Annotated in this window: 20 protein-coding genes; 16 read left to right on the top strand and 4 right to left on the bottom strand. The window is 64.1% G+C overall.

Going from position 1 to position 22,816, the window contains the following annotated elements; translation table 11 throughout:
• Window positions 1-150 precede the first annotated feature (150 nt).
• Window positions 151-576 carry a ferric iron uptake transcriptional regulator gene (gene fur, locus VE092_RS19110; RefSeq protein WP_006461799.1) on the top strand — a complete coding sequence of 142 codons (426 nt, stop codon included), beginning with the start codon at window positions 151-153 and terminating at the stop codon, window positions 574-576.
• Between the two features lie 105 nt (window positions 577-681).
• Here fur and hrcA read toward each other — a convergent pair whose 3' ends face one another.
• Window positions 682-1,710 carry a heat-inducible transcriptional repressor HrcA gene (hrcA, locus tag VE092_RS19115; RefSeq protein WP_324879521.1) on the bottom strand — a complete coding sequence of 343 codons (1,029 nt, stop codon included), beginning with the start codon at window positions 1,708-1,710 and terminating at the stop codon, window positions 682-684.
• A gap of 69 nt (window positions 1,711-1,779) precedes the next feature.
• Window positions 1,780-2,499 carry an HAD family hydrolase gene (locus VE092_RS19120; protein WP_324879523.1) on the bottom strand — a complete coding sequence of 240 codons (720 nt, stop codon included), beginning with the start codon at window positions 2,497-2,499 and terminating at the stop codon, window positions 1,780-1,782.
• 36 nt (window positions 2,500-2,535) lie between these two features.
• Between VE092_RS19120 and VE092_RS19125 the strand changes: the two genes are divergently transcribed.
• The 6 genes from VE092_RS19125 (at window position 2,536) to dnaJ (ending at window position 10,999) form a co-directional block, all read left to right on the top strand.
• On the top strand, window positions 2,536-3,453 hold the full coding sequence (locus tag VE092_RS19125) for an NAD kinase (protein ID WP_180665618.1): 918 nt from the start codon (window positions 2,536-2,538) through the stop codon (window positions 3,451-3,453).
• A gap of 68 nt (window positions 3,454-3,521) precedes the next feature.
• Window positions 3,522-5,168, top strand: a complete 1,647-nt coding sequence (gene recN, locus VE092_RS19130; RefSeq protein ID WP_324879527.1) for a DNA repair protein RecN — start codon at window positions 3,522-3,524, stop codon at window positions 5,166-5,168.
• Window positions 5,169-5,207: 39 nt separating this feature from the next.
• Entirely contained in the window at window positions 5,208-6,317 is a 1,110-nt protein-coding gene (hemH, locus tag VE092_RS19135) for a ferrochelatase (RefSeq protein WP_324879530.1), read from the top strand.
• A gap of 621 nt (window positions 6,318-6,938) precedes the next feature.
• The gene (gene grpE / locus VE092_RS19140) at window positions 6,939-7,499 is read left to right on the top strand and encodes a nucleotide exchange factor GrpE (RefSeq protein ID WP_324879532.1); all 561 of its coding nucleotides are present in this window, start codon (window positions 6,939-6,941) and stop codon (window positions 7,497-7,499) included.
• 155 nt (window positions 7,500-7,654) lie between these two features.
• Window positions 7,655-9,604: a molecular chaperone DnaK gene (dnaK, locus tag VE092_RS19145; protein WP_324879534.1), complete on the top strand. Its 1,950-nt coding sequence runs from the start codon at window positions 7,655-7,657 to the stop codon at window positions 9,602-9,604.
• A gap of 264 nt (window positions 9,605-9,868) precedes the next feature.
• Window positions 9,869-10,999, top strand: a complete 1,131-nt coding sequence (gene dnaJ / locus VE092_RS19150) for a molecular chaperone DnaJ (RefSeq protein ID WP_324879536.1) — start codon at window positions 9,869-9,871, stop codon at window positions 10,997-10,999.
• Window positions 11,000-11,108: 109 nt separating this feature from the next.
• On the opposite strand, the gene panB is transcribed toward dnaJ, so the two are convergent.
• Window positions 11,109-11,936: a 3-methyl-2-oxobutanoate hydroxymethyltransferase gene (panB, locus tag VE092_RS19155; RefSeq protein WP_324879538.1), complete on the bottom strand. Its 828-nt coding sequence runs from the start codon at window positions 11,934-11,936 to the stop codon at window positions 11,109-11,111.
• Between the two features lie 7 nt (window positions 11,937-11,943).
• Window positions 11,944-12,585 carry a deoxynucleoside kinase gene (locus VE092_RS19160; RefSeq protein WP_324879540.1) on the bottom strand — a complete coding sequence of 214 codons (642 nt, stop codon included), beginning with the start codon at window positions 12,583-12,585 and terminating at the stop codon, window positions 11,944-11,946.
• Window positions 12,586-12,979: 394 nt separating this feature from the next.
• Here VE092_RS19160 and VE092_RS19165 point away from each other — a divergent pair, with 394 nt between their 5' ends.
• From VE092_RS19165 to VE092_RS19205, 9 genes are all read left to right on the top strand, one after another.
• Window positions 12,980-14,065 carry a chemotaxis protein gene (locus tag VE092_RS19165; RefSeq protein ID WP_324879542.1) on the top strand — a complete coding sequence of 362 codons (1,086 nt, stop codon included), beginning with the start codon at window positions 12,980-12,982 and terminating at the stop codon, window positions 14,063-14,065.
• A gap of 9 nt (window positions 14,066-14,074) precedes the next feature.
• Window positions 14,075-14,443 carry a response regulator gene (locus VE092_RS19170; protein WP_324879544.1) on the top strand — a complete coding sequence of 123 codons (369 nt, stop codon included), beginning with the start codon at window positions 14,075-14,077 and terminating at the stop codon, window positions 14,441-14,443.
• 45 nt (window positions 14,444-14,488) lie between these two features.
• Window positions 14,489-14,821 carry an STAS domain-containing protein gene (locus tag VE092_RS19175; RefSeq protein WP_324879546.1) on the top strand — a complete coding sequence of 111 codons (333 nt, stop codon included), beginning with the start codon at window positions 14,489-14,491 and terminating at the stop codon, window positions 14,819-14,821.
• Window positions 14,818-17,010, top strand: a complete 2,193-nt coding sequence (locus tag VE092_RS19180; RefSeq protein WP_324879548.1) for a chemotaxis protein CheA — start codon at window positions 14,818-14,820, stop codon at window positions 17,008-17,010. The genes VE092_RS19175 and VE092_RS19180 overlap by 4 nt, the downstream gene beginning before the upstream one ends.
• Before the next feature lie 26 nt (window positions 17,011-17,036).
• A complete protein-coding gene (locus tag VE092_RS19185) occupies window positions 17,037-18,824 on the top strand; it encodes a methyl-accepting chemotaxis protein (protein WP_324879550.1) in 1,788 nt (595 codons plus the stop codon).
• Between the two features lie 104 nt (window positions 18,825-18,928).
• Window positions 18,929-19,504, top strand: a complete 576-nt coding sequence (locus VE092_RS19190) for a chemotaxis protein CheW (RefSeq protein WP_324879552.1) — start codon at window positions 18,929-18,931, stop codon at window positions 19,502-19,504.
• A gap of 5 nt (window positions 19,505-19,509) precedes the next feature.
• The gene (locus tag VE092_RS19195; RefSeq protein ID WP_324879554.1) at window positions 19,510-20,382 is read left to right on the top strand and encodes a CheR family methyltransferase; all 873 of its coding nucleotides are present in this window, start codon (window positions 19,510-19,512) and stop codon (window positions 20,380-20,382) included.
• Window positions 20,379-21,554, top strand: coding sequence for a chemotaxis response regulator protein-glutamate methylesterase (locus VE092_RS19200; RefSeq protein ID WP_324879556.1), 1,176 nt, complete (start codon window positions 20,379-20,381; stop codon window positions 21,552-21,554). The genes VE092_RS19195 and VE092_RS19200 overlap by 4 nt, the downstream gene beginning before the upstream one ends.
• Window positions 21,532-22,794, top strand: coding sequence for an EAL domain-containing response regulator (locus VE092_RS19205; protein WP_324879558.1), 1,263 nt, complete (start codon window positions 21,532-21,534; stop codon window positions 22,792-22,794). Before VE092_RS19200 ends, VE092_RS19205 begins: the two co-directional genes overlap by 23 nt.
• The last annotated feature ends 22 nt before the right edge of the window (window positions 22,795-22,816 follow it).

Here is a 22,816-nt window from a genome sequence, read left to right on the forward strand (position 1 = left end):
GATAAGCTAGAACTTACTTCTTAAATAGGCATGAGTGCGTTCCGGGCGCAAAAGGCTGTCCCCCCAGCCCGTCCGGAGCGGTCCCCCAGGCCCTCCCAGCGGACCAGCGCGCCTGTTTGAGACCAGTAAAAACCGGGAACCCACTCTACCATGCCGAACAATCCATCCGAACTGAAGGCCAGCGGCCTGAAGGCCACGCTGCCACGCCTGAAGATCCTGGAAATCTTCCAGAACACCTCTGTGCGTCACCTGAGCGCCGAAGACGTCTATAAACAATTGCTGTCCGACAATCTGGACGTGGGCCTGGCCACCGTCTACCGCGTGCTGACGCAGTTCGAGCAGGCCGGCCTGCTCCAGCGCAATCACTTCGAAACCGGCAAGGCCGTGTTCGAACTGAACGAAGGCTCGCACCACGACCACCTGGTGTGCCTGGACTGCGGCAAGGTCGAGGAATTCTTCGACGCCGAAATCGAAAAGCGCCAGATCAAGATTGCCCAGGAGCATGGTTTCGAGATTGCCGACCACGCGCTGGCCCTGTACGGTCATTGCAAGAACTGCAAGAAGTTGAAAAAGTAGGTGAAGGGGCGCTGACGCCCCGTCCAGCAGAGCGGCTGGATCTCGCACAAGAAAAAGCCACGTGAAGAAGTCCCACGTGGCTTTTTTGCGTCCGGGTGCGGGCGCTCAGTGCTGGCTCAGCGCGCTGGAGAGCAGCTTGGCGGTGATGTCGACGATGGGGATGACGCGCTCGTAGGCCATGCGGGTCGGGCCGATCACGCCCAGGGTACCGACGATGCGGCCATTGACCTCGTAGGGGGCGGTGACGATGCTCATATCGTCCATGGGCACCAGCTGCGATTCGCCACCGATGAAGATCTGTACCCCGGTGGCCTTGCTGGAGACGTCCAGCAATTGCAACAGGCCGGTCTTCTGCTCGAACATGTCGAACAGGCGGCGCAGCGAATTCATGTTGGAGGACAGGTCGGTCACCGACAGCAAATTGCGCTCGCCGGAGATGACCACGTTGTTGTCAGCTTCCTCGCTCATGGCGTCGCTGCCGGCTTCGACGGCCGCCTGCATCAGCGCGGTCATGTCGTCGCGCAGCTGGCGCAGTTCGCCCTGCAGGTGCAGGCGCACCTGGTCGAAGGACTGGCCGGCATAGTGCTGGTTGATGTAGTTGGCGGCCTGGGTCAGCTGGCTGGGGGTGTAATCGACCTCGGTGAGGAGCATGCGGTTCTGCACGTCGCCGCCCTGATCCACGATCACCAGCAGGATGCGTTTTTCCGACAGGCGCAGGAACTCGATCTGCTGGAATACCGATTCCCGCTTGGGCGTCATCACCACACCGGCGAACTGCGACAGCGAGGAGAGTACCTGGGCGGCATTGGTGATGATCTTCTGAGGCGAGGTGCTGTGCTGCAGGCGCGCCTGCAGCCGGCCTTCCAGCGCACTTTCGTCGAGCGCCTCGACGGTGAGCAGGGTATCGACGAACATGCGATAGCCACGCGGCGTGGGCACCCGTCCGGCCGAGGTGTGAGGACTGGCGACGAAACCCATCTCTTCCAGGTCGGCCATGATGTTGCGGATGGTGGCCGGGGACAGTTCCAGGCCCGACAGTTTCGACAGCGCGCGCGAACCGACCGGCTGGCCGTCGGCGATGTACCGTTCGACCAGGGCCTTCAGGAGTGTGCGAGCGCGGTTATCGAGTTGCATGGTGCATATTCTAGCGGCATATCCGACAAAACGTGACAGAGGCATGCGCGGCCGCCGGATTTGCCCTGCTCACGCCCCTTGCGCCTGCAGCCAGTCGTGCAGCTCATGCAGGTCGCGGCAGATGGCGTCGGGCTGGATGCCGGCCGGCAGGGCACGTCCGAAACGGTCCATCCACACCGCCCGCAGGCCGGCCTGTTGCGCGCCCTGGACATCGAGCAGCGGATCGTCGCCGACATAGACCGTGGCGCCGGGGGCGACCTGCAGCGCATCGCAGGCCGCGTGGAAGATGGCCGGATCGGGTTTGGCACGACCAAAGCGGTGCGCAGCGATGGACACGCCGAAGTGCCCGGCCAGGCCGATGCGTTCAAGGTCGGCGAAGCCATTGGAGACCGAGCCCAGCGTCAGCCTGTCCTTGAGGCGCAGCAGCGCCGGTTCCACGTCGTCGAACAGCGCCACCGTGCTGCGGGCTTCCGAGAACAGGGCCATGGCGGGATCGACCAGGGTCAGGTCCACGTCATGTTCGCGGAAGACGTCGGTGAGCGCGGTATGGCGCAACTTCCAGAGGTCGATGCGGTAGACCGGATCGGTCTGCATCAGGGCCATGCGGCGTTCGCGCAGGCTGGCCACGGTATGTGCGGCAGCCACGGCCGGTGCGTGCTGGCGCAGCCAGTCGTAGAGCAGGCCTTCGGCGCGCACCAGTACCGGTTCGATGGCCCAGAGGGTATCGTCGAGGTCGAACAGGACCGCTTCGATGGGCGGGGGAGGCAGGGTGGAAGCGCTTGGTTTCATTACAATGTCATCTCAAATTATGGTCTAATCCGCAGCATGTGGCCCATCAAATTACCCGTTCAGGCAGCCGTACCCAAAACCGTCGCCATCGTCGGCAAGTACCAGGCCGTCGGCATCGCACAGATCTTGTCGGACATCGCCGTGTTCCTGGAGTCGCACGGCCACACCGTGGTCTTCGAGACCGAAACCGCCGAGAACATCGCCCTGCAAGGCTATGACAGCATGACCCCGGAGCAGATCGGTCATCACGCGGACGTGGCCATCGTGGTCGGCGGCGACGGTACCATGCTGGGCATCGCGCGCCAGCTGGCGCCCTACAACGTACCGCTGATCGGCATCAACCAGGGACGCCTGGGCTTCATCACCGATATCGCGCAAGACCGCATGATACCGGCTCTGGCCGAAATGCTGGAAGGCAATGTCGAGGCCGAGTCGCGCTCGCTGCTGGAAGCGCGGGTCTATCGCGAGGGCGGCGAGATCTTCCGCGCCCTGGCCTTGAACGATGTGGTGGTGGCGCGCGGTTCCACCTCCGGCATGGTCGAGCTGCGGGTCGAGGTCGATGGCCGCTTCATGTACAACCAGCGCTCCGACGGCCTGATCGTGGCCACCCCGACCGGCTCCACCGCCTATGCGCTCTCGGCCGGCGGACCCATCCTGCACCCCAGCCTGCACGGCATCGTGATGGTGCCGATCTCCCCGCATTCGCTGTCCAATCGTCCGATCACGCTGTCGGATTCCTGCGAGATCGTGATCCAGGTGGTGTCCGGGCGCGAGGTCAGCGCCAACTTCGACATGCAGTCGCTCACCAGCGTGTTGCATGGCGACCGTATCGTGATCCGCCGTTCGGCGCACAAGATCACCTTCCTGCATCCCCAGGGCTGGAGCTATTTCGACACCCTGCGCGAGAAGCTGCACTGGAATGAATACCCCTCGATAGAAGGCCGATTACAATAAGTCCGGCCGGCGCGTGCCGGTTCGCTCCATTCTTCTGGCCTGTCCGTCCAACCCGCTGCGAGACCACCATGCTGCGTACCTTAACGATCCGCGACTTCGTGATTGTCGATGCCATCGAGCTCGAATTTGCGCGCGGATTTTCCGTCTTCACCGGCGAAACCGGCGCCGGCAAATCCATCCTGATCGATGCCCTGGCGCTGGCCCTGGGCGGGCGCGGCGACCCCAGCGTGGTGCGCGAGGGCGCGGCCAAGGCCGATGTCAGCGCCGATTTCACCGCCACGCCCGAGGTCCAGGCCTGGCTGGAAGAGCATGAGTTCGCCGACGAACATGGTGGCGTGCTGCTGCGTCGCGTGATCGACAATGCCGGTCGCAGCAAGGCCTACATCAATGGCAGCGCGGCCACCGCCGGGCAATTGCGTGAGGTCGGCGAGATGCTGGTCGATATCCACGGCCAGCATGCGCACCAGTCGCTGATGAAGGCCGATGCGCAGCGCCAGCTGCTGGATAGCCAGGCCGGCCTGCTCGACCAGGCACGTGAGGTCGCCGCTGCCCACCGCACCTGGCGCGCGCTGGCACGTCAACGCGAGCAGTTCGAGCAGGATGCCCGCAATGTGCTGCTGGAGCGCGAGCGCCTGGAATGGCAGGTGGCGGAGCTGCAGAAACTGTCCGTCAAGCCCGGTGAGTGGGCCGAGATCAGCACCGAGCATAGCCGCCTCTCGCATGCGGCCGCGCTGATCGGCGGTGCGCAGGAAGCGCTGGGCGTGATCTCCGAATCGGAGTCGCCGATCCTCTCGCAACTGTCCTCGATCACGCAGAAGCTGGGCAAGCTGGTGGATGTCGATACCGCCCTCAAGCCCGTGCTCGATGCGCTGGAGCCGGCCCAGATCCAGCTGCAGGAAGCGGTCTATGCGCTCAATGATTACCTGGGGCGGGTGGAGCTCGATCCGGCGCGCCTGCAGGAAGTGGAAGAGCGCCTGGAAGCGATCCATTCCAGTGCCCGCAAATTCCACGTGCAGCCCGATGAATTGCCGGAGGAATATCGCAAGCTCTCCGAACAATTGAAGCAACTGGCCGACGCCAGCGACCTCGACGCCCTGCGCGCCCAGGAAGACAAGCTGCAGGCTGCCTACCTGTCGCAGGCGCAGAAATTGTCCAAGGCCCGGGCCAAGGCGGCAACTGCACTGGGTGAGGCCGTCACGGCAGCCATGCAGGACCTGTCGATGGCCGGCGGCCGTTTCGAGATCGCGCTCAATCCTGGCGAGCCGGCCGCATATGGTCTGGAGCAGGTGGAGTTCCTGGTCGCCGGTCATGCCGGGGTGGCACCGCGTGCGCTGGCCAAGGTAGCCTCGGGCGGCGAACTGGCGCGTATCTCGCTGGCCATCTCGGTGATCGCTTCGGCGGCCACGACGGTGCCGACCCTGATCTTCGACGAAGTCGACAGCGGCATCGGCGGCGCCGTGGCCGAAGTGGTGGGGCGCCTGTTGAAACGCCTGGGGCAGGAGCGCCAGGTGCTGTGCGTGACCCACTTGCCGCAGGTGGCCAGCCAGGCCAACCAGCATTACCAGGTCAAGAAACGCAGCGAGGGTGGCAAGACCCTGTCTGATATCGACGGCCTGGATGCCAAGGCCCGCGTCGAGGAAATCGCCCGCATGCTGGGCGGACTGGAAATCACCGCCACCACGCGCAAGCACGCGCGCGAACTGCTGGCCTCCTGATCGCCGGCGATCACAACAAGAACATCCTACGAAGCAATCATGGCCTTCCGCAAAGAACCTCCCCATACCCATGGCAGTCCGGCCTCCACCGCCGTGGTGCTGGTCAACCTCGGCACCCCCGATGCCCCCAGCGCCAGCGCCTTGCGGCGCTACCTGAAGCAATTTCTGTCGGACCCGCGCGTGGTCGAGATCCCGCGCGCGGTCTGGTGGTTCATCCTCAACGGCATCATCCTGCCGTTCCGCTCTTCCAAGTCGGCCGAGAAATACGCCAGCATCTGGACCGAGCAGGGTTCCCCGCTGCGCGTGCACACCCAGGCCCAGGCAACGGCGCTGGGCGCGCAGTTGGCCGCGCGCGGGCACCACCAGCTGCAGGTGGTGTATGCGATGCGCTATGGCACGCCCTCGCTGCCGCAGGTGCTGGAGCAGTTGAAGCAACAGGGCTGCACCCGCATCCTGGTGCTGCCGGCCTACCCGCAATATTCCGGGACCACCACGGCTTCCATCTTCGATGCGGTCTTCGAGCACTACCGCCAGGTGCGCAACATCCCCGAGATGCGCCTGATCCGCAACTATCATGATCAGGATGCCTACATCCAGGCGCTGCGTCAGTCGGTGCTGGATCACTGGGACCTGCATGGTCGCCCGGACAAGCTGCTGATGAGCTTCCACGGCGTACCCAGGCGCACGCTGATGCTGGGAGACCCCTACCACTGCGAGTGCTACAAGACCGCGCGCCTGCTGGCGCAATCATTGGGCTTGAGCGAGGAACAGTACCAGGTCACCTTCCAGTCGCGTTTCGGCAAGGCCGAATGGCTGCAGCCCTACACCGCGCCCACTGCCCAGGAACTGGGGCGCCAGGGCGTACGCCGCATCGACGTGATGTGTCCCGGGTTCACCAGCGATTGCCTGGAGACCCTGGAAGAGATCGCCATGGAGGTCAAGCAGGACTTCCTGCAGGCCGGCGGCAAGGAATTTCACTTCATTCCTTGCCTGAATGAATCGCCGGCCTGGATCGCCGGGATGGTGGAGATCGTCGAGCAGCATCTGGCCGGTTGGCCCACCATGAGCAATGCCGCCGCGCGCGAGGAAGCCGTGCGGCAGGCCGCCATCGCTGCCGAGCGCGCCCGCGCACTGGGCGCCATGCAGTAATCGCCCTCGCAGCGCATCGACCACCGTCCGACGCACCCCATGCTTCCTGTTGGCAACATCTGGTCGCCCGGAATCGACGGAATGCCGCGTCCACCCTGCTAGAATACGGGCTGGAAAGATGTTTGTTGTGAAAAAGATAATTTCACCCGCCGGCCGCGACCTGCGCCAGAGAAGAACAAAGCCGGCTCAGGGGAGGGCAGGCAGGGCGCCAGCAGGAATCCCGGGGGCCCGCCTTACAGCGCGAATTCGCCGACCAGATGGGTGTAGCTGATCCAGGCGGTGGCCAGCAGGCTGTAGGCGGCGATGAGGATGGTGGCCGCAATCAGTGGCGGTTTCATGATGTCACCTTGTTGACAGAACAAGTCCGAGGCGGCCCCTGTCGGGGCCTGATTTCATATTAGGTCGGCCCTCCATGAACGTGAAGGCCGAACCGGTCACTGCGGTCCAATCCAGGATTTCCGTTGCAAGCGCAGAAATAGGCAAAAAACCCCTCAAAAAAGGGCAAATAGCCCTTGAAAAAGCAGGGATATGCCTTACTTGAGCCGCATCTTGCGCCGGCGAGATGCTTAGTCCACTCGCCGGATGCACGTCACCAATCGATTCGTTGGAGGTAATTCAGCAATGCAAGACATGGAAAAACAGGAAGCCCAAACCGCCCAGCAAGATCAGCAGCCGGTCGAGACCGCTGCTGCCGGTGCCGCCGAGCAGGCTGCTCCTGCCGAGCCGACCCTGGAAGACAAGCTGGCTGCAGCCGAAGCCCGTGCTGCCGAGATGCAGGACGCCTTCCTGCGCGCCCGTGCCGAAGGCGAGAACATCCGCCGCCGTGCCCAGGAAGACATCGCCAAGGCCCACAAGTTCGCCATCGAAGGCTTCGCCGAATCCCTGCTGGCCGTCAAGGACAGCCTGGAAATGGCCCTGAAGATCGAAAACGCCTCGCTGGAATCCCTGAAGGAAGGCGTGGACATGACCTTGAAGCAACTGAGCTCGGCCTTCGAAAAGAACAAGCTGCAGGAAGTCAGCCCGCAAGCCGGCGACAAGCTGGACCCGATGAAGCATCAGGCGGTCTCGGCCGTGCCGGCCGAGCAGGAAGCCAATACCGTGGTGGCCGTGCTGCAGAAAGGCTATATGATTTCCGACCGTCTGCTGCGCCCAGCGCTGGTAACGGTGGCCCAGGGAAAGTAACGGGACCGGCGTCGAAGGGGGAAAAGCGCCAAAGGCATCATTTTTGCTTGTTCCGGTGGTTTCGACGCTTGAAAGTCCATCTTTCCTCCACATATTAAAACCATCCAAAACTACTGTAGCCCGGCATCCAGGGCTGAAAGATCGAAGGAAAAATCATGGGAAAAATCATTGGTATTGACCTGGGCACCACCAACTCTTGCGTTTCCGTCATGGAAGGCAACCAGCCCAAGGTGATCGAGAACTCCGAAGGCGCGCGTACCACGCCTTCCATCATCGCGTATCAGGAAGACGGCGAAATCCTCGTCGGCGCACCCGCCAAGCGTCAGGCCGTCACCAACCCGAAGAACACCATCTACGCCGCCAAGCGCCTGATCGGCCGCAAGTTCACCGAGAAGGAAGTGCAGAAGGACATCAACCTGATGCCCTACCAGATCGTGGCCGCCGACAATGGCGACGCCTGGATCGGTGTGCGCGACAAGAAGCTGGCACCGCCGCAGATCTCCGCAGAAGTGCTGCGCAAGATGAAGAAGACCGCCGAAGACTACCTGGGCGAAGAAGTGACCGAAGCCGTCATCACGGTGCCGGCCTACTTCAATGACGCCCAGCGTCAGGCCACCAAGGATGCCGGTCGCATCGCCGGTCTGGACGTCAAGCGCATCATCAACGAGCCGACCGCGGCTGCGCTGGCCTTCGGCCTGGACAAGGCAGAGAAGGGTGACCGCAAGATCGCCGTGTATGACCTGGGTGGCGGTACTTTCGACGTGTCTATCATCGAAATCGCCGATGTCGATGGCGAAAAGCAGTTCGAAGTGCTCTCCACCAACGGTGACACCTTCCTGGGTGGCGAAGACTTCGACCAGCGCCTGATCGACTACATCATCGAGGAATTCAAGAAGATCAACGGCCTGGACCTGTCCAAGGACGCCATCGCCCTGCAGCGCATCAAGGCTTCGGCCGAACGCGCCAAGATCGAGCTGTCCTCCTCGCAACAGACCGAGATCAACGAACCCTACATCGCCATGGCCAATGGCGCGCCGGTCCACCTGAACCTGAAGATCACCCGCGCCAAGCTGGAATCCCTGGTCGAGGAACTGATCGCCAAGACCATCGAGCCCTGCCGCACCGCCATCAAGGATGCCGGCGTGAAGGTTTCCGACATCGACGACGTGATCCTGGTCGGTGGCATGACCCGCATGCCCAAGGTCATCGAGAAGGTCAAGGAATTCTTCGGCAAGGACCCGCGCCGTGACGTCAACCCCGACGAAGCCGTCGCCGTGGGCGCCGCGATCCAGGGTTCGGTCCTCTCGGGCGACCGCAAGGACGTGCTGCTGCTGGACGTGACCCCGCTGTCGCTGGGTATCGAAACCATGGGCGGCGTCATGACCAAGATGATCAAGAAGAACACCACCATCCCGACCAAGTTCAGCCAGGTGTTCTCCACTGCCGACGACAACCAGCCGGCCGTGACCATCAAGGTCTATCAGGGCGAGCGTGAAATGGCCGTGGGCAACAAGGCCCTGGGTGAATTCAACCTGGAAGGCATCCCGCCGGCACCGCGCGGCACCCCGCAGATCGAGGTGACCTTCGACATCGACGCCAACGGCATCCTGCACGTGGGCGCCAAGGACAAGGCCACCGGCAAGGAAAACAAGATCACCATCAAGGCCAACTCCGGTCTGAATGAGGAAGAGATCGAAAAGATGGTGCGCGACGCCGAAGCCAACGCCGAGGAAGACAAGCGCCTGAAGGAACTGGCCGAAACCCGCAACCAGGGCGACGCGCTGGTGCACTCGACCAAGAAGGCCCTGGGCGAGTACGGCGACAAGCTCGAAGGCGGCGAGAAGGAAGTCATCGAAGCGGCCATCAAGGAGCTGGAAGAGGCCCTGAAGGGTGACGACAAGGCCTCCATCGATGCCAAGACCGCTGCCCTGTCGACCGCTGCGCAAAAGCTGGGCGAGAAGATGTACGCCGACCAGCAGGCGCAAGCCGCTGCCGCCGGTGGCGCAGCCGGTGCCGCAGGCGCCCAGGCGGGTGCGGCCGGTGCCGGTGGTGCAGCCGCGAAGGACGACAACGTGGTCGACGCCGACTTCAAGGAAGTGAAGTAATCCGGGACTGACGCGTCGTTTTACCTGACGTCAGCGCTCGCGCCCGGGTGCGGTTTTTCCGCAGCCCGGGCGGATTTTTAGGAAATCAGCTCCAGCAGCATCCACCCGGCCGGGTTGTCTGATCGGCCAGGCCGGTACGCCGAGTCCGCAGTCAAAAGCTGAACTCGGCTTTTTCACATTGTTGGTTTCCGGTCGTGCTTGCGCGGCCGCAGTGCAGGCCATCGCAGCAGCGACGGAACACAATAACAAGGTGGGTTATACAACATGGCAAAACGCGATTTTTACGAAGTGCTCGGACTGGCGAAGAACGCCAGCGACGACGAAATCAAGAAGGCTTATCGCAAGCTGGCGATGAAGTACCATCCTGACCGCAACCCCGACAGCAAGGGCGCGGAAGACAAGTTCAAGGAGGTCAAGGAAGCCTACGAGATGCTGTCGGACCCGCAGAAGCGCGAGGCCTACGACCGCTACGGACACGCCGGTGTCGATCCCAACATGGGAGCCGGCGGCGGTGCCGGCGCGGGCGGCTTTGCCGACGCCTTCGGCGATATCTTCGGCGACATCTTCGGTGGCGGCGGCGGACGTGGCGGGCGCAGTTCGGGCCCGCAGGTCTATCGTGGCGCCGACCTGCGCTACAACCTGGAAATCACCCTGGAACAGGCGGCCCACGGTTTCGATACCACCATCCGCGTGCCCTCCTGGGACCAGTGCGACACCTGCCACGGCAGCGGCGCCAAGCCCGGTACCTCGCCGGTCACCTGCACCACCTGCGGCGGTCATGGCCAGGTGCGCATGCAGCAGGGCTTCTTCAGCATCCAGCAGACCTGCCCCAAGTGCCACGGCAGCGGCAAGATCATTCCTGAACCTTGCCCCACCTGCGCCGGTGCCGGTCGCATCAAGCGCAACAAGACGCTGGAGGTGAAGATTCCCGAAGGCATCGACGACGGCATGCGCATCCGCTCCTCCGGCAACGGCGAGCCGGGTGTCAACGGCGGTCCTCCGGGAGACCTGTATGTTGAAATCCATATCAAGCCGCATGACGTGTTCCAGCGCGATGGCGACGACCTGCATTGCGAAATGCCGATCTCCTTTGCCAAGGCAGCGCTGGGCGGCGAGATCGAAGCGCCGACCCTGAACGGCAAGGCATCCTTCTCCATTCCCGAAGGAACCCAGAGCGGCAAGACCTTCCGTCTGCGCGGCAAGGGCATCAAGGGTGTGCGTTCCGGTTATGCCGGTGACCTGTTCTGCCACGTCGTGGTGGAGACGCCGGTCAAGCTGACCGAACGCCAGAAGGAACTGCTGCGCGAGTTCGAGCAGTTGACCACTGAAGGCGGCGCCAAGCACAGCCCGCAGACCAAGACCTGGAAGGACAAGGTCAAGGAATTCTTCGAGTAAGACCGAAGATCCTTCGCGCAACGGCAGCAAAGCAAAACGGCCAGCAGATCGCTGGCCGTTTTGCTGTCCGCCTGCGTCATGCTGCAGGCGGTTGATGCCTCGCGCAGCCTCAGAAGCAGTGCTCCGGCGCCGGGAAGCTGCCGTCCTTGACCGCCGCCACATAGGCGCGCACCGCATCCTCGATGCTGGCGGCGCCCTCCATGAAGTTGCGCACGAAGCGGCTCTTGTGCCCTGGGAAGACGCCCAGCATGTCATGCATCACCAGCACCTGGCCGGAGCAGTCCGGGCCGGCGCCGATGCCGATGGTGGGAATGGCCAGGCGGTCGGTCACTTCCTTGCCCAGCGTTGCCGGTACCGCCTCGATCACCACCAGCGATGCTCCCGCCTGCTGCACGGCCAGGGCATCGGCGTGCAATTGGGTCGCGCCATCGCTGGTCTTGCCTTGGACCTTGAAGCCACCCAGCTGGTGCACCGATTGCGGCGTCAGGCCGATGTGTGCACAGACCGGGATGCCGCGCTCGGTGAGGAAGCGGATGGTATCGGCCAACCACACCCCGCCTTCCAGTTTGACCATCTGTGCCCCCGCCTGCATCAGCAGGGCGGCGTTGCGGAAGGCTTCCTCACGGGTCGGATAGGTGCCGAAGGGCAGGTCGGCGATGATCAGCATGGTGCTGCTGCCGCGCGCCACGGCGGCGGTATGGTAGGCCACGTCCTGGATGCTCACCGGCAGGGTCGAATCATGGCCCTGGCAGACCATGCCGAGAGAGTCGCCGATCAACACCGTCTCCAGCCCGGCACGCTCCATCAGGGTGGCAAAGCTGGCGTCGTAGCAGGTCAGCATGCTGATCTTGTCGCCCTTGGCGCGCATCGCCTGCAGGGTGTGGGTCGTCACCGGTTTGGCGCGCGCCGCGCCCGATTCCTGAAGATAGCCTGCCATTGGAAATTCAACCTCCTTGATTGAGAAAGGCGCGCTTGCCGCGCATCTCTTCGATGTGCTGCAGCAGGGTCCGGAGATCGGCGTCGCTGTGTGCCGGGTCCAGATGTTCGGTATTGACGGTCAATACCGGCGCCCCTTCGTAGTGATAGAAAAAGTGACTGTAGCACTCGCAAAGGCGTTGCAGGTAATCCAGGGAAATACCTTCTTCCATGGCGATGCCGCGCTCGGCGATGCGCGCCTGCAAGACCTCGGGCGCTGCCTGCAGATGGATCACCAGGTCCGGCAGTCGCGCCTGCGGGCGCAGCTGCAGATACAGGGCCTCGTAGAGTGCCAGTTCGTCGCCGGCCAGGGTCAGGCGGGCGAACAGCAAGTCCTTCTCCAGCATGAAATCGGCAACGAAACGCCCTTCCAGCAGCGCCGGGTCCAGTGGCGCCTGCAATTGCCTCATCCGCTGCAAGAGGAAAAACACCTGGGTCTGGAAGGCATGCTGACCGGCATCCCGATAAAAGTCGGCCAGGAAGGGATTTTCTTCCGGCCGCTCCAGCACGGGTTGGGCTTCCCACAGCCTGGCCAGGCGCGCAGCCAGCGATGTCTTGCCGGCGCCGATGGGGCCGTCGATTGCAATGTAGTGATAATTTTCCAGTTCCATGCGTCCTCTTTCCCCGGCACGCCGGGTGCGGCATTGTAGTTGATTTCCCCCCGGCAGGCGGCGCCTGCGGAGGCCTGTTTTTATTGTATTTGTGGCAATAAACGGCGTTTGCGCATCCGGTGCAGCGACAACTCCAACGGAATTTGGCCTTTATTCAACGAAAGGCGACACACTGGCAACCAGCACAATAGGCTGTGGGTTGGTGCGCGCAGGATAGACCAACCCGGCGGGAGATTAGTGCCGGGCCGGCCGCGGACTGCCATCGCGCGCGATGCAGCGTGCCGGCTACCAAAAGATCTGCCGATCCCCGCCGTAAACACCGTCAAGACCTTGGTGCGTCCGCTGCAAGCATGCGGAGGGCCCAAGCTGGAAACAACAAACCGGGATCGTGGCTGTGAAATCGCTTCGCAATATCTTGCCAGTGCTGTGCCTGGTCAATCTGCTGCTGTTCATGATGCTGGCCCAGCACTGGTGGCTGGGTGCGCTGGTGGGTTTGCTCATCGGTGGCGCCTTCTACCTGACCTGCCTGCCGGCCCCGCAGGCCGAGGCGCAAGCGCTGGCGGCCGCGCCCGCGTTGGCACCTGCTGCGCCCATCGCCGCGCCCGCGCCAGCCGCGCAGGAGAATGCGCTGGCCGGACTGCTGCGCGAAGTGCTGCCGGTGTGGCAAGGCAATGTCCAACTGGCCCGGGCGCAGACCCAATCGGCCATCGACGGCCTCACGGCGCGCTTCGTCGGCATCCACGAACGCCTGGGCGGGACCCTGGACCCGGCCAGTCGCGCCGCCAGCGGCGATATCCTGCAGACCATCCAGGATGCGGCCGAGCAGTTGGGCATCATCGCGTCGGCGCTGGAAGGCATGCAGGCTGCGCGGCAGGTCCTGGCCACGCGCTTCGATGCGCTCATGGCCGCCAATGACGATATCCGCCGCCTGGCTCAGCAGAACGAACAGCTGGCCGGCCAGACCGGGGTGACCGATCTGTTGAGCGATGCCCAGAGCTGGCAGGAGCTGGCCGAACGCTCGGCCGAGAACAGCCGCCAGATCGCCGCCCGTGCCAAGGGCGCGCGCCAGCAGATCCTGGCTGCCATCGGCAGCACCGGTGAAATGGCCGTCGGCGCCGGCGAGATCGTGGAAAACTCGCGCGCCGTGATCGACCAGATCATCGCCGACTTCCGCCAGTCGGCCATGAAGCTGACCACCACCGTGGAAGAGCTGGAAGACGAGGGTCGCGAAGTCGATCGCGAGGTATGCGACATCCTGGTGCACCTGCAATTCCAGGACCGCATCAGCCAGATCCTGGACCACGTGCAACAGGACATCCTGCGCCTGCGTGGCGCCGCCGAGCCGGGACAGGCCGAGCTGCCCACGCCCCAGCAATGGCTGGCCGACCTCGAAAAGACCTATACCACGCAGGAACAGCGCCAGATACATGCCGGCCAGCAGGGCCATCCTGCCGCGCCGTCCCAGGTGGATTTCTTCTGAGGAAGCGAGATGGAAAAGAACATACTGATCGTCGATGACTCCTTCAGCCTGAGGCAGACCATCTCGGCCGCGCTGCGCAGCGCCGGCTATCACGTGGAAGAAGCCGCCGATGGCCGCGAAGCCTTGAAGAAACTGGATGGCCGCAAGTTCAACCTGGTCATTTCCGACCTTAACATGCCCAACCTGGACGGTCTGTCCTTCGTGCGCGAGATGAAGCAGATGCCGCCCTACAAGTTCACCCCCGTCATCATGCTGACCACCGAAAGCAGCGAGGCGCGCAAGCAGGAAGGCAAGGCCGCCGGCATCCGCGCCTGGGTGCACAAGCCCTTCCAGCCGCCGGTGCTGCTGGATGCGGTGGCCAAGCTGGTCCAGCCCTGATTTCCGGCCACCGTAAGCCCGTCACAGAAAGCCGAGAACCCGAACATGCCGCTGACGTATTCCGTGCAAGAGGACAGCCTGCTGCTCACCGTGAGCGGCGGGCTGTCCATTTTCCAGGCCGCCGAGCGCAAGCCCGAGCTGCTGCACGCATTGACGCTGGCGCAGCCGCGCGTGGTCCTGGACCTGGCGGGCGTGGACGAGATCGATACGGCCGGCATCCAGCTGTTGTTGCTGTTGCGGCGCGAACTGGCCGACCGCGACCGTCAACTGGAGATCGGTGCCTACAGCCCGGCCGTACTGTCGGCGCTGGACCTGTTGCAACTGCATGAGCGCTTCAGTCCTGCCGCCATGCCGCTGCCGGTCGGGGAGGACGCATGAAAAAGGATGGTGCGCGCGATGCCGTGGTACAGGAAGCCCGCGAGCTGCTGGTGGCCATGGAGGCCGCATTGCTGCAGATCGAGATGGAGGGGCCGAGCCGCGAATGCATCAACGCCATCTTCCGCGCCGCCCATACCATCAAGGGCTCGGCCGGGCTGTTCGCCTTCGACAGCATCGTCCAGTTCACGCACCAGTTGGAACATCTGCTGGACCTGGTGCGCCAGGAGCGACTGGCCCTCACCGGCCACCTGATGTCGCTGCTGCTGCAGTGTGGCGATTACATCGGTGAACTGGTGGATGCCATCGAGCGCGGCCAGGAAGCGCAAGAACCCAATGCCGAGCGGCGTGCCGCCCTGCTGGCCGAACTCGATGTGGTGGCGCTGGGCGCGACCGCCGCTGAGGAGACTGGCACCGTGCAGCCGGGCGCAGCAGTGGCAGGTGAATCCGCTGTCCTCGCCACCACCGAAGCCGGCGGCGAGGACCTGGTCGCCCAGGCGGCGGCCGATTATCCCTACTGGCACCTGTCGTTGCAGTTCAACGAGAACGTACTGCGCGACGGACTCGATCCGCTGTCCTTCCTGCATTACCTGCGTTCGCTCGGTCGCATCGTGGCCCTCCTGCCGGTGGAAGCCGGCATTCCCGGGGCCGAGGGCATGGATGCCGAAAGTTGCTATCTGGGCGTGGAAATCTGTTTCGCCTCCGACTCCAGCCGCCAGACGCTGGAAGATGTCTTCGAGTTCGTCCGCGACGACAGCCGCATCGATATCCTGCCGCCGCATAGCCGGCTGGCCGACTACGTCTCCGTACTGCAGCGCCTGGCCAGTGAGGATGCCGCGCGCCTGGTCGCTCTGTGGCGTCGGCATGGCCTGTTCAATGACGTGCAATGGCGCTGCCTGGGGGCGGCCACGCTGGAGAGTGCCACCCCCGTCCTGCCGGTGGCGGCGCCGGACCTCGTCCAGCGCCCACGCCCGCTCGACGAACGGCGTGCCCAGGAGCAGAAGTTCATCAAGATCGAAGTTTCCAAGCTGGACCAGCTGATCGACCTGGTCGGCGAACTGGTGATCGCCGGCGCCAGCGCACGCCTGATCGCGCGTCGCCGCAAGGACAGCCAGTTCGAGGAAGCGACCCAGGCCATCGATGGCCTGATGGAACAGATCCGTGACGCCGCGCTGACCTTGCGCATGGTGCAGATCAACGAAGTGTTCCAGCGCTTCCCGCGCATCGTGCGTGACATCGCCCGTGATCTCGACAAGGATATCGAGCTGACCATGACCGGCGCCGAGACCGAGCTGGACAAGTCCATGGTCGAGCGCCTGGCCGATCCGCTGATGCACATCGTGCGCAACGCCATCGACCATGGTATCGAACCGGCGGCCGAGCGCGTGGCCGCGGGCAAGCCGCCCAAGGCTACCCTGCGCCTGAACGCCACCCATGAATCGGGCAGCGTGGTGGTCGAGGTGATGGACGACGGACGCGGCATGGACCGCGACCGCATCCTGGAAAAGGCCGTGGCGCAGGGCCTGGCCACGGCCGACGAGGACCTCAGCGATGCCGAGATCTATCGTTTCGTGTTCGAGCCCGGTTTCTCGACCGCCCGCCAGGTGACCGAACTGTCCGGGCGCGGCGTGGGCATGGATGTGGTCAAGCGCAACATCGAAGCACTACAGGGGGAAGTCGCCATCGACACCGAACGCGGACGCGGCACGGTGGTGCGCATCCGGCTGCCGCTGACGCTGGCCATCATCTCGGGCTTCCAGGTGGTGGTGGGCAACGCGGTGTTCGTGATCCCGCTGGACATGGTGGTGGAATGCATCGACATGCCGCCGCACCAGGACGGCAGTCACATCGTGGCCGTGCGCGGCGAGCCCTTGCCCTTCGTTCCTCTGCGCGAACTGTTCGACCTGCCCGAGCGCGCCCAGGGCAGGGTGCGCAAGAGCATGGTGATCGTGCAGTACGGCCAGCTGCGCGCGGGTCTGCTGGTCGATGGCCTGCTGGGGGAATGCCAGGCGGTGATCAAGCCGCTGGGCCGTCTCTTCGGCAAGGTCAAGGGCCTGTCTGGATCGACCATCCTGGGCGATGGGCGGGTGGCGCTGATCCTGGATATTCCGCACCTGGTGCAGCATACCCAGCAGCAGGAACAGGGCAATACGGCGGCCTACGCCGAACGCGGCGTGGCGTCCGCGCAATGACGAGCGCAGCACAAGGGGAAGCGAGCATGCAAGAATCGATGACCAACAGGATGAGCATCAAGCAGATATTCATCTGGCTGGCTGTGGTGGTCTCCATCCTGGTGGCAGTGGTGATCAGCCTCACCGACACACTGCAGCAGGCCAACATGGCGCTGGAGCACGCCCATCAGTCGCGCTATTCCTCGGCCGCACTGGCCAACGAATTGCGTCGCACCACCGAGGACATGACCAAGTTCGCCCGCGCCTACGTGACCACCGGCGACCCCAACGACGAGGATCGTTATTACATGATCCTCGACATCCGCAACGGCAAGCGCGTCCGTCCGGCCAATTACGATCGCTTCAACTGGGACCTGGTGAGTGCCCGCAAGCTGCCGGTGGAAGCCGGCGCCCAGGCGGTGCCGCTGTCCGAACTGATGCAGCGCTCCGGCTTCACCGAACAGGAACTGGCCAAGATGCAGGAAGCCCTGAAGCTGGCCGACCAGCTCTCGCGCATTGAGATCACTGCCTTCCATGCGGTCAAGGGCGAGTTCGATGATGGCGAAGGCAAGTTCAGCGTGGTGGGTGCCCCCAACCAGGCCATGGCACAGGAGCTGGTGTTCGACCAGACCTATCGCACCCTGTTCGGCAAGGTGATGAGCCCGATCAACGATTTCCTGCGGCTGGTGGATGAACGAACCCAGGCCAAGGTGATCAGGGCCGGTCGCGATTACGCCGAGCTGGAGCAGAAGATCTTCTGGCTGCTGACCGCCTCTGTGCTGGTGCTGTTCGCCTGCCTGGGCTTTGCCTATCGCACCATCCGTGCCCAGATCGGCGGCGAACCGCGTGACGCCATGAGCGTACTGCGCCGGGTGGCCGAGGGCGACCTCACCGTGACCGTGCCGCTGCGCAAGCGCGACAAGGTGAGCGTGCTCTACAGCACGCAACAGATGGTCACCAAGTGGACCGACGTCATCGGCGATGTCAGTGGCACCGCCAGCGCATTGGCCTCGGCCTCGGAGCAGATTTCATCGTCTTCCCAGGCGCTCTCGCACAACGCCTCGCAACAGGCCGCCAATGTGGAGGAAACCAGCGCCTCGGTGGAAGAGATCACCGCCACCATCGCCCAGAACGCCGACAACGCGCGCACCACCGATGGCATCGCCAGCCTCTCGGCCAATGCCGCCACCGAAGGCGGTGAAGCTGTGCGCGAGACGGTGGCGGCGATGAAGCAGATCGCCAGCAAGATCGGCATCATCGATGACATCGCCTACCAGACCAACCTGCTGGCGCTCAACGCCGCCATCGAAGCGGCGCGCGCCGGCGAACATGGCAAGGGCTTCGCGGTGGTCGCGGCCGAAGTGCGCAAGCTGGCCGAGCGCTCGCAGAGCGCTGCCCAGGAAATCATCGCGGTGGCCGAGAACAGCGTGGGCCTGGCCGAAAAGGCCGGCGGCCTGCTCAACCAGATGGTGCCGTCGATCCGCAAGACCGCCGACCTGGTGCAGGAAATTGCCGCCGCCTCGGCTGAGCAATCGACCGGACTGGAACAGATCAACAATGCCGTGCACCAGATGGCGCAGACCACCCAGATGACGGCCTCGGCTTCGGAAGAACTGTCGGCCACCTCGGAAGAGATGAGCGCCCAGGCGATTCATCTGCAGGATCTGATGCGCTTCTTCCGGGTAGGCGAGCTGCCGCAGGAAGCTCCCCGCGGCGGCAAGTCCAGCCCGCCGCGCGCGCCCGGTGTGAAGCACGAGAAGGTGCGCCGGCTGTCCATGCTGGATGTGGACGAGAACGAGCCGGGCGTGGATGAATCCGCGTTCAAGCGTTTTTGAAGGCGCATCCTCATGAGCATGATTCCATCCATCGACATCGCCACGCCCCTGGTGCGGGCGGTGCATTCCTCCGGCCGCGGCCGGCGCAGCAAGGAGAGCAGGCCATGCCCAGCGTATCGTTGAACGGCGAATCGGCCCGCAAGCGGCAGCAGGAAGAGGTCATCGAGACGCGCCAGTTCCTGACCTTCCTGGTCGGTACGGAATGCTTCGCCATGCCCATCGTCAACATCCGCGAAATCATCGAATTCGGCGGACTGACCGAGGTTCCCCTGATGCCGGAATTCCTGCGCGGCGTGATCAACCTGCGCGGTTCGGTGGTGCCGGTGATCGACCTGTCGGTACGCTTCGGCCGCGCCCCCACCGTCGAGGCCAAGCGCACCTGCATCATCATCATGGAACTGTTGCAGGAGGGGCAGTTGCTGCTGCTGGGCGTGATGGTCGATGCGGTCAGCGCGGTGCTGAGCATCGGCGTGGATCGCATCGAAGGGCGGCCGTCCTTCGGTGCTGGCATCCGCGCCGATTTCATCGAGGGCATGATCAACGTCAACGAACGTTTCGTCGTGGTGCTGGATGTGCAGCGCGTGCTGTCGGTGGATGAGCTGGCCAGCCTGCTGGGCATGAGCGCCGAGGATGCCCTGGGCGGCGTGCCCGTGCTGTCGGTTCCGATACAGCGGGAGTAGCGGCCATGGCCAACAGCGGCAGCGCAGGCGGTATCTCCCACGGCGTCGGCCGTGGCATCGGCCCGCACCTCGACGACGAGGTCAGCGATCACGACATGCAGCTGTTCCAGCAACTGTTCAAGAAGCATATCGGCCTGCACCTGCCGCTGTCGAAGAAGGCCCTGTTGCAAAGCCGTCTCGGCAATCGCGTGCACGAACTGGGGCTGCGCGAACTGGCGCAGTATTACGCCCTGATCAATGGCGAGCAGGGTGCCCAGGAGCGGCAGCGCGCCATCGACCTGATCACCACCAACGAGACCTATTTCTTCCGCGAGCAGGGCCATTTCGATTTTCTCACCGAGGAACTGCTGCCCCTGTGGAGCGATCGCAAGAGCCTGCGAGTGTGGAGCGCCGCCAGTTCCACCGGTGAGGAAGCCTATACCCTGGCCATGCTGCTGGACCATCACCGCCCTACCCAGTCGTGGTCGGTATTCGGTTCGGACGTGAGTACGCGGGTGCTGCGCTTCGCCCGGCGCGCCCTCTATCCGATGGCGCGCGGCCAGAACATCCCGCGCCCCTACCTGCGCCGCTATTGCCTGCTCGGCACCGGCGAATACGAGGGCCAGTTCCTGGTGCAGTCCGACCTGCGCGCCAAGGTCGACTTTGCCCAGCGCAACCTGACCGCGCTGCATGCCCATGACGACGGGTTGTACGATCTGATCTTCCTGCGCAACGTGATCATCTATTTCGATTGCGACACCAAGCTCAAGGTATTGCGCGACGTCATCGCGCGCCTGCGGCCCGGTGGTTACCTGGTGGTCGGACATTCGGAGTCCCTGCATGGCATGGAACTGGACCTGCTGATGCATTCTCCCTCCATCTACCGCAGGCCATCATGAACGCGCCGCAGGCAATCCGCGTGATGGTCATCGATGACTCCTCGGTGGTGCGCCAGCTGGTGCAACAGCTGCTGGCGCAGACCGCGGACATCCGCGTGATCGGCACCGCGCCCGATCCGGTATTCGCCCTGCGCAAGATGCAGCAGGAATGGCCGGACGTGATCCTGCTGGATATCGAGATGCCGCGCATGGATGGCATCACCTTCCTGCGCCAGATCATGGCCACCCGCCCCACTCCGGTCATCATGTGTAGCGCACGCGCCGGCTCCGGCAGCGTGCTCACCGCCGAGGCGCTGGCGGCCGGCGCGGTGAGCGTGATTGCCCGGCCGCAACTGGGCGTGCGCGAATTCCTGCAGGAGGCGGTGGCCGAACTGGCTGGCGCCATCCGTGCCGCCGTGCTGGCCGGCCCCGGCAGCCGTAGCACCTTGCCCGCCGCCACGCCGGCACGGGCCGTGCCACTGGCGAAGCTGCGCTCGGTCAAAGCAGGCTCGCGCGAAATACTGCATGATGCGCATTGGGGAGCGGGTTTGCAGCGCTATACCGCCGATGCCGTGCTCAATCCGCCGGGACTGGAAGATGGCTACCGGCCGCCGACTGCGCGCATCGTCGCCATCGGGGCCTCCACCGGCGGGCCGCAGGCGCTGGAGCGGGTGCTGGGCCGGCTCGACCGGCGTTGCCCCGGCATCTTGGTGGTGCAGCACATGCCGCAGCGATTCACGCGCAGTTTCGCCGAACGGCTGCACCGGCTTTCCGGCGCCGATGTCAAGGAAGCCGAACACCTCGACGTGATCCTGCCGGGGCGTGTGCTGATCGCTCCCGGCGGCAAGCACCTCGTCGTGCGGCGCGACGGCCTGCAGTACTATGTGGAAACCTTGGAAGGGCCGCTGGTGAGCCGGCACAAGCCATCGGTGGACGTGCTGTTCCGCTCGCTGGCCAAGGCGGCCGGCAGCAATGCAGTAGGCATCATCATGACGGGCATGGGGGACGATGGCGCGCGGGGAATGCGGGAGCTGGCCGATTGCGGCGCCGCCACCTACGCCCAGGACGAGGCCAGCAGCGTGGTCTTCGGCATGCCGAAAGAAGCGATACACATGGGCGGCGTCGGTGACGTCCTCCCGCTCGACAATATCTCTGCCGTGATCGAAAAATATGCCTCTAGAGAACCTCAATGAGCTGATCGAATCCGCGCTGGTCGTCGACGACAGCGCCCTGCAGCGCCGGCACAGCGTGTCGCTGCTGCAGGAGCTGGGCGTCGATCTGATCTACGAGGCCGGCAACGGCAACGAGGCGCTGGATCTGCTGGCCCTGCTCAAGCTGCCGCCCGGACTGGTGGTGATCGACCTGGAGATGCCGGGCATGGATGGCATCGAACTGATCCAGCAGCTGCAGCAGAAGGGCATCGACATCCCGCTGATCGTCGCCTCCAGCCGCGAGACCTCGCTGCTGCTGTCAGTGGAGACCATGATCCATGCGCTGGGCATGAACCTCATCGGTGTGCTGCAGAAGCCGCTCAACCAGGGCCAGCTGCGCGCCGCCCTGCAGGCCTTCCGGCGCCATGGCGGCGATGCCCATGCGCATGACGATCCCTTGCCCTCGATGTGCGAAACCGATCTCGGCAGCGCCATCGGCGGCGGCCAGGTACTGCCCTATTTCCAGCCCAAGGTGGACGTCCAGACCGGCATCCTCAAGGGCGTGGAAGCGCTGGCGCGCTGGAATCACCCCGAGCGCGGCATGGTCCCGCCCGATCGCTTCATTCCGCTGGCCGAGCAATGCGGCCTGATCCACGACCTCACCATCAGCATGATGGACCAGGCCATGGCGCAGGTGGCGGTATGGCATAGCCGCGGGCTGACCATCAAGGTGGCAGTGAACCTGTCGCCGCTGTCGCTGGAGCAGCCCGACTTCCTCCAGCGCATCCTGGAGCTGGTGGACAAGCATGCGCTGCCGGCCGAAAACGTGGTGCTGGAAATCACCGAAAGCTCGGTGGTCGCGCACAAGGGCAATTCGCTGGGCATGCTGGCGCGTCTGCGGCTCAAGGGCTTCGGCCTGTCGATTGACGATTACGGCACCGGCTTTTCATCGATGCAGCAACTGGCCCGCATTCCGTTCACCGAGCTGAAGATCGACCGTTCCTTCGTGCATGGCGCGCATGATCGCAAGAACCTGCGCGTGATCCTGCAATCCGCGCTGGACATGGCGCAACGTCTGGAACTGGTGACCGTGGCCGAAGGTGTGGAGACCATGGAAGACTGGCGGCTGCTGCAGGATTTCGGTTGCAGCCTGGGGCAGGGCTACCTGATCGGCAAGCCCATGCCGGCCAATGAATTGCCGTTGTGGCTGAAGGGACATCATCGCCGCCTGCAGGAGTTGCGACCGCTGGGACGCGGCGCGGCCACGGGCGGGGTGGCCTAGTGCAGCTTCACACCAGATTGGC

Origin of the sequence: Herbaspirillum sp. (assembly GCF_035644555.1) — a bacterium.
Classification (GTDB): Bacteria; Pseudomonadota; Gammaproteobacteria; order Burkholderiales; family Burkholderiaceae_D; genus Herbaspirillum.

What these genes read in the sequence shown, in the direction of transcription:
- VE092_RS19195 (WP_324879554.1), top strand. Translation starts at nt 19,510, where the DNA reads ATGGCCAACAGCGGCAGCGCAGGCGGTATCTCCCACGGCGTCGGCCGT.
- VE092_RS19185 (WP_324879550.1), top strand. Translation starts at nt 17,037, where the DNA reads ATGCAAGAATCGATGACCAACAGGATGAGCATCAAGCAGATATTCATC.
- VE092_RS19175 (WP_324879546.1), top strand. Translation starts at nt 14,489, where the DNA reads ATGCCGCTGACGTATTCCGTGCAAGAGGACAGCCTGCTGCTCACCGTG.
- VE092_RS19170 (WP_324879544.1), top strand. Translation starts at nt 14,075, where the DNA reads ATGGAAAAGAACATACTGATCGTCGATGACTCCTTCAGCCTGAGGCAG.
- VE092_RS19160 (WP_324879540.1), bottom strand. Translation starts at nt 12,585, where the DNA reads ATGGAACTGGAAAATTATCACTACATTGCAATCGACGGCCCCATCGGC.
- fur (WP_006461799.1), top strand. Translation starts at nt 151, where the DNA reads ATGCCGAACAATCCATCCGAACTGAAGGCCAGCGGCCTGAAGGCCACG.
- VE092_RS19190 (WP_324879552.1), top strand. Translation starts at nt 18,929, where the DNA reads ATGCCCAGCGTATCGTTGAACGGCGAATCGGCCCGCAAGCGGCAGCAG.
- hemH (WP_324879530.1), top strand. Translation starts at nt 5,208, where the DNA reads ATGGCCTTCCGCAAAGAACCTCCCCATACCCATGGCAGTCCGGCCTCC.
- dnaK (WP_324879534.1), top strand. Translation starts at nt 7,655, where the DNA reads ATGGGAAAAATCATTGGTATTGACCTGGGCACCACCAACTCTTGCGTT.
- VE092_RS19120 (WP_324879523.1), bottom strand. Translation starts at nt 2,499, where the DNA reads ATGAAACCAAGCGCTTCCACCCTGCCTCCCCCGCCCATCGAAGCGGTC.
- VE092_RS19180 (WP_324879548.1), top strand. Translation starts at nt 14,818, where the DNA reads ATGAAAAAGGATGGTGCGCGCGATGCCGTGGTACAGGAAGCCCGCGAG.
- hrcA (WP_324879521.1), bottom strand. Translation starts at nt 1,710, where the DNA reads ATGCAACTCGATAACCGCGCTCGCACACTCCTGAAGGCCCTGGTCGAA.
- grpE (WP_324879532.1), top strand. Translation starts at nt 6,939, where the DNA reads ATGCAAGACATGGAAAAACAGGAAGCCCAAACCGCCCAGCAAGATCAG.
- VE092_RS19125 (WP_180665618.1), top strand. Translation starts at nt 2,536, where the DNA reads ATGTGGCCCATCAAATTACCCGTTCAGGCAGCCGTACCCAAAACCGTC.
- VE092_RS19200 (WP_324879556.1), top strand. Translation starts at nt 20,379, where the DNA reads ATGAACGCGCCGCAGGCAATCCGCGTGATGGTCATCGATGACTCCTCG.
- panB (WP_324879538.1), bottom strand. Translation starts at nt 11,936, where the DNA reads ATGGCAGGCTATCTTCAGGAATCGGGCGCGGCGCGCGCCAAACCGGTG.
- VE092_RS19205 (WP_324879558.1), top strand. Translation starts at nt 21,532, where the DNA reads ATGCCTCTAGAGAACCTCAATGAGCTGATCGAATCCGCGCTGGTCGTC.
- recN (WP_324879527.1), top strand. Translation starts at nt 3,522, where the DNA reads ATGCTGCGTACCTTAACGATCCGCGACTTCGTGATTGTCGATGCCATC.
- dnaJ (WP_324879536.1), top strand. Translation starts at nt 9,869, where the DNA reads ATGGCAAAACGCGATTTTTACGAAGTGCTCGGACTGGCGAAGAACGCC.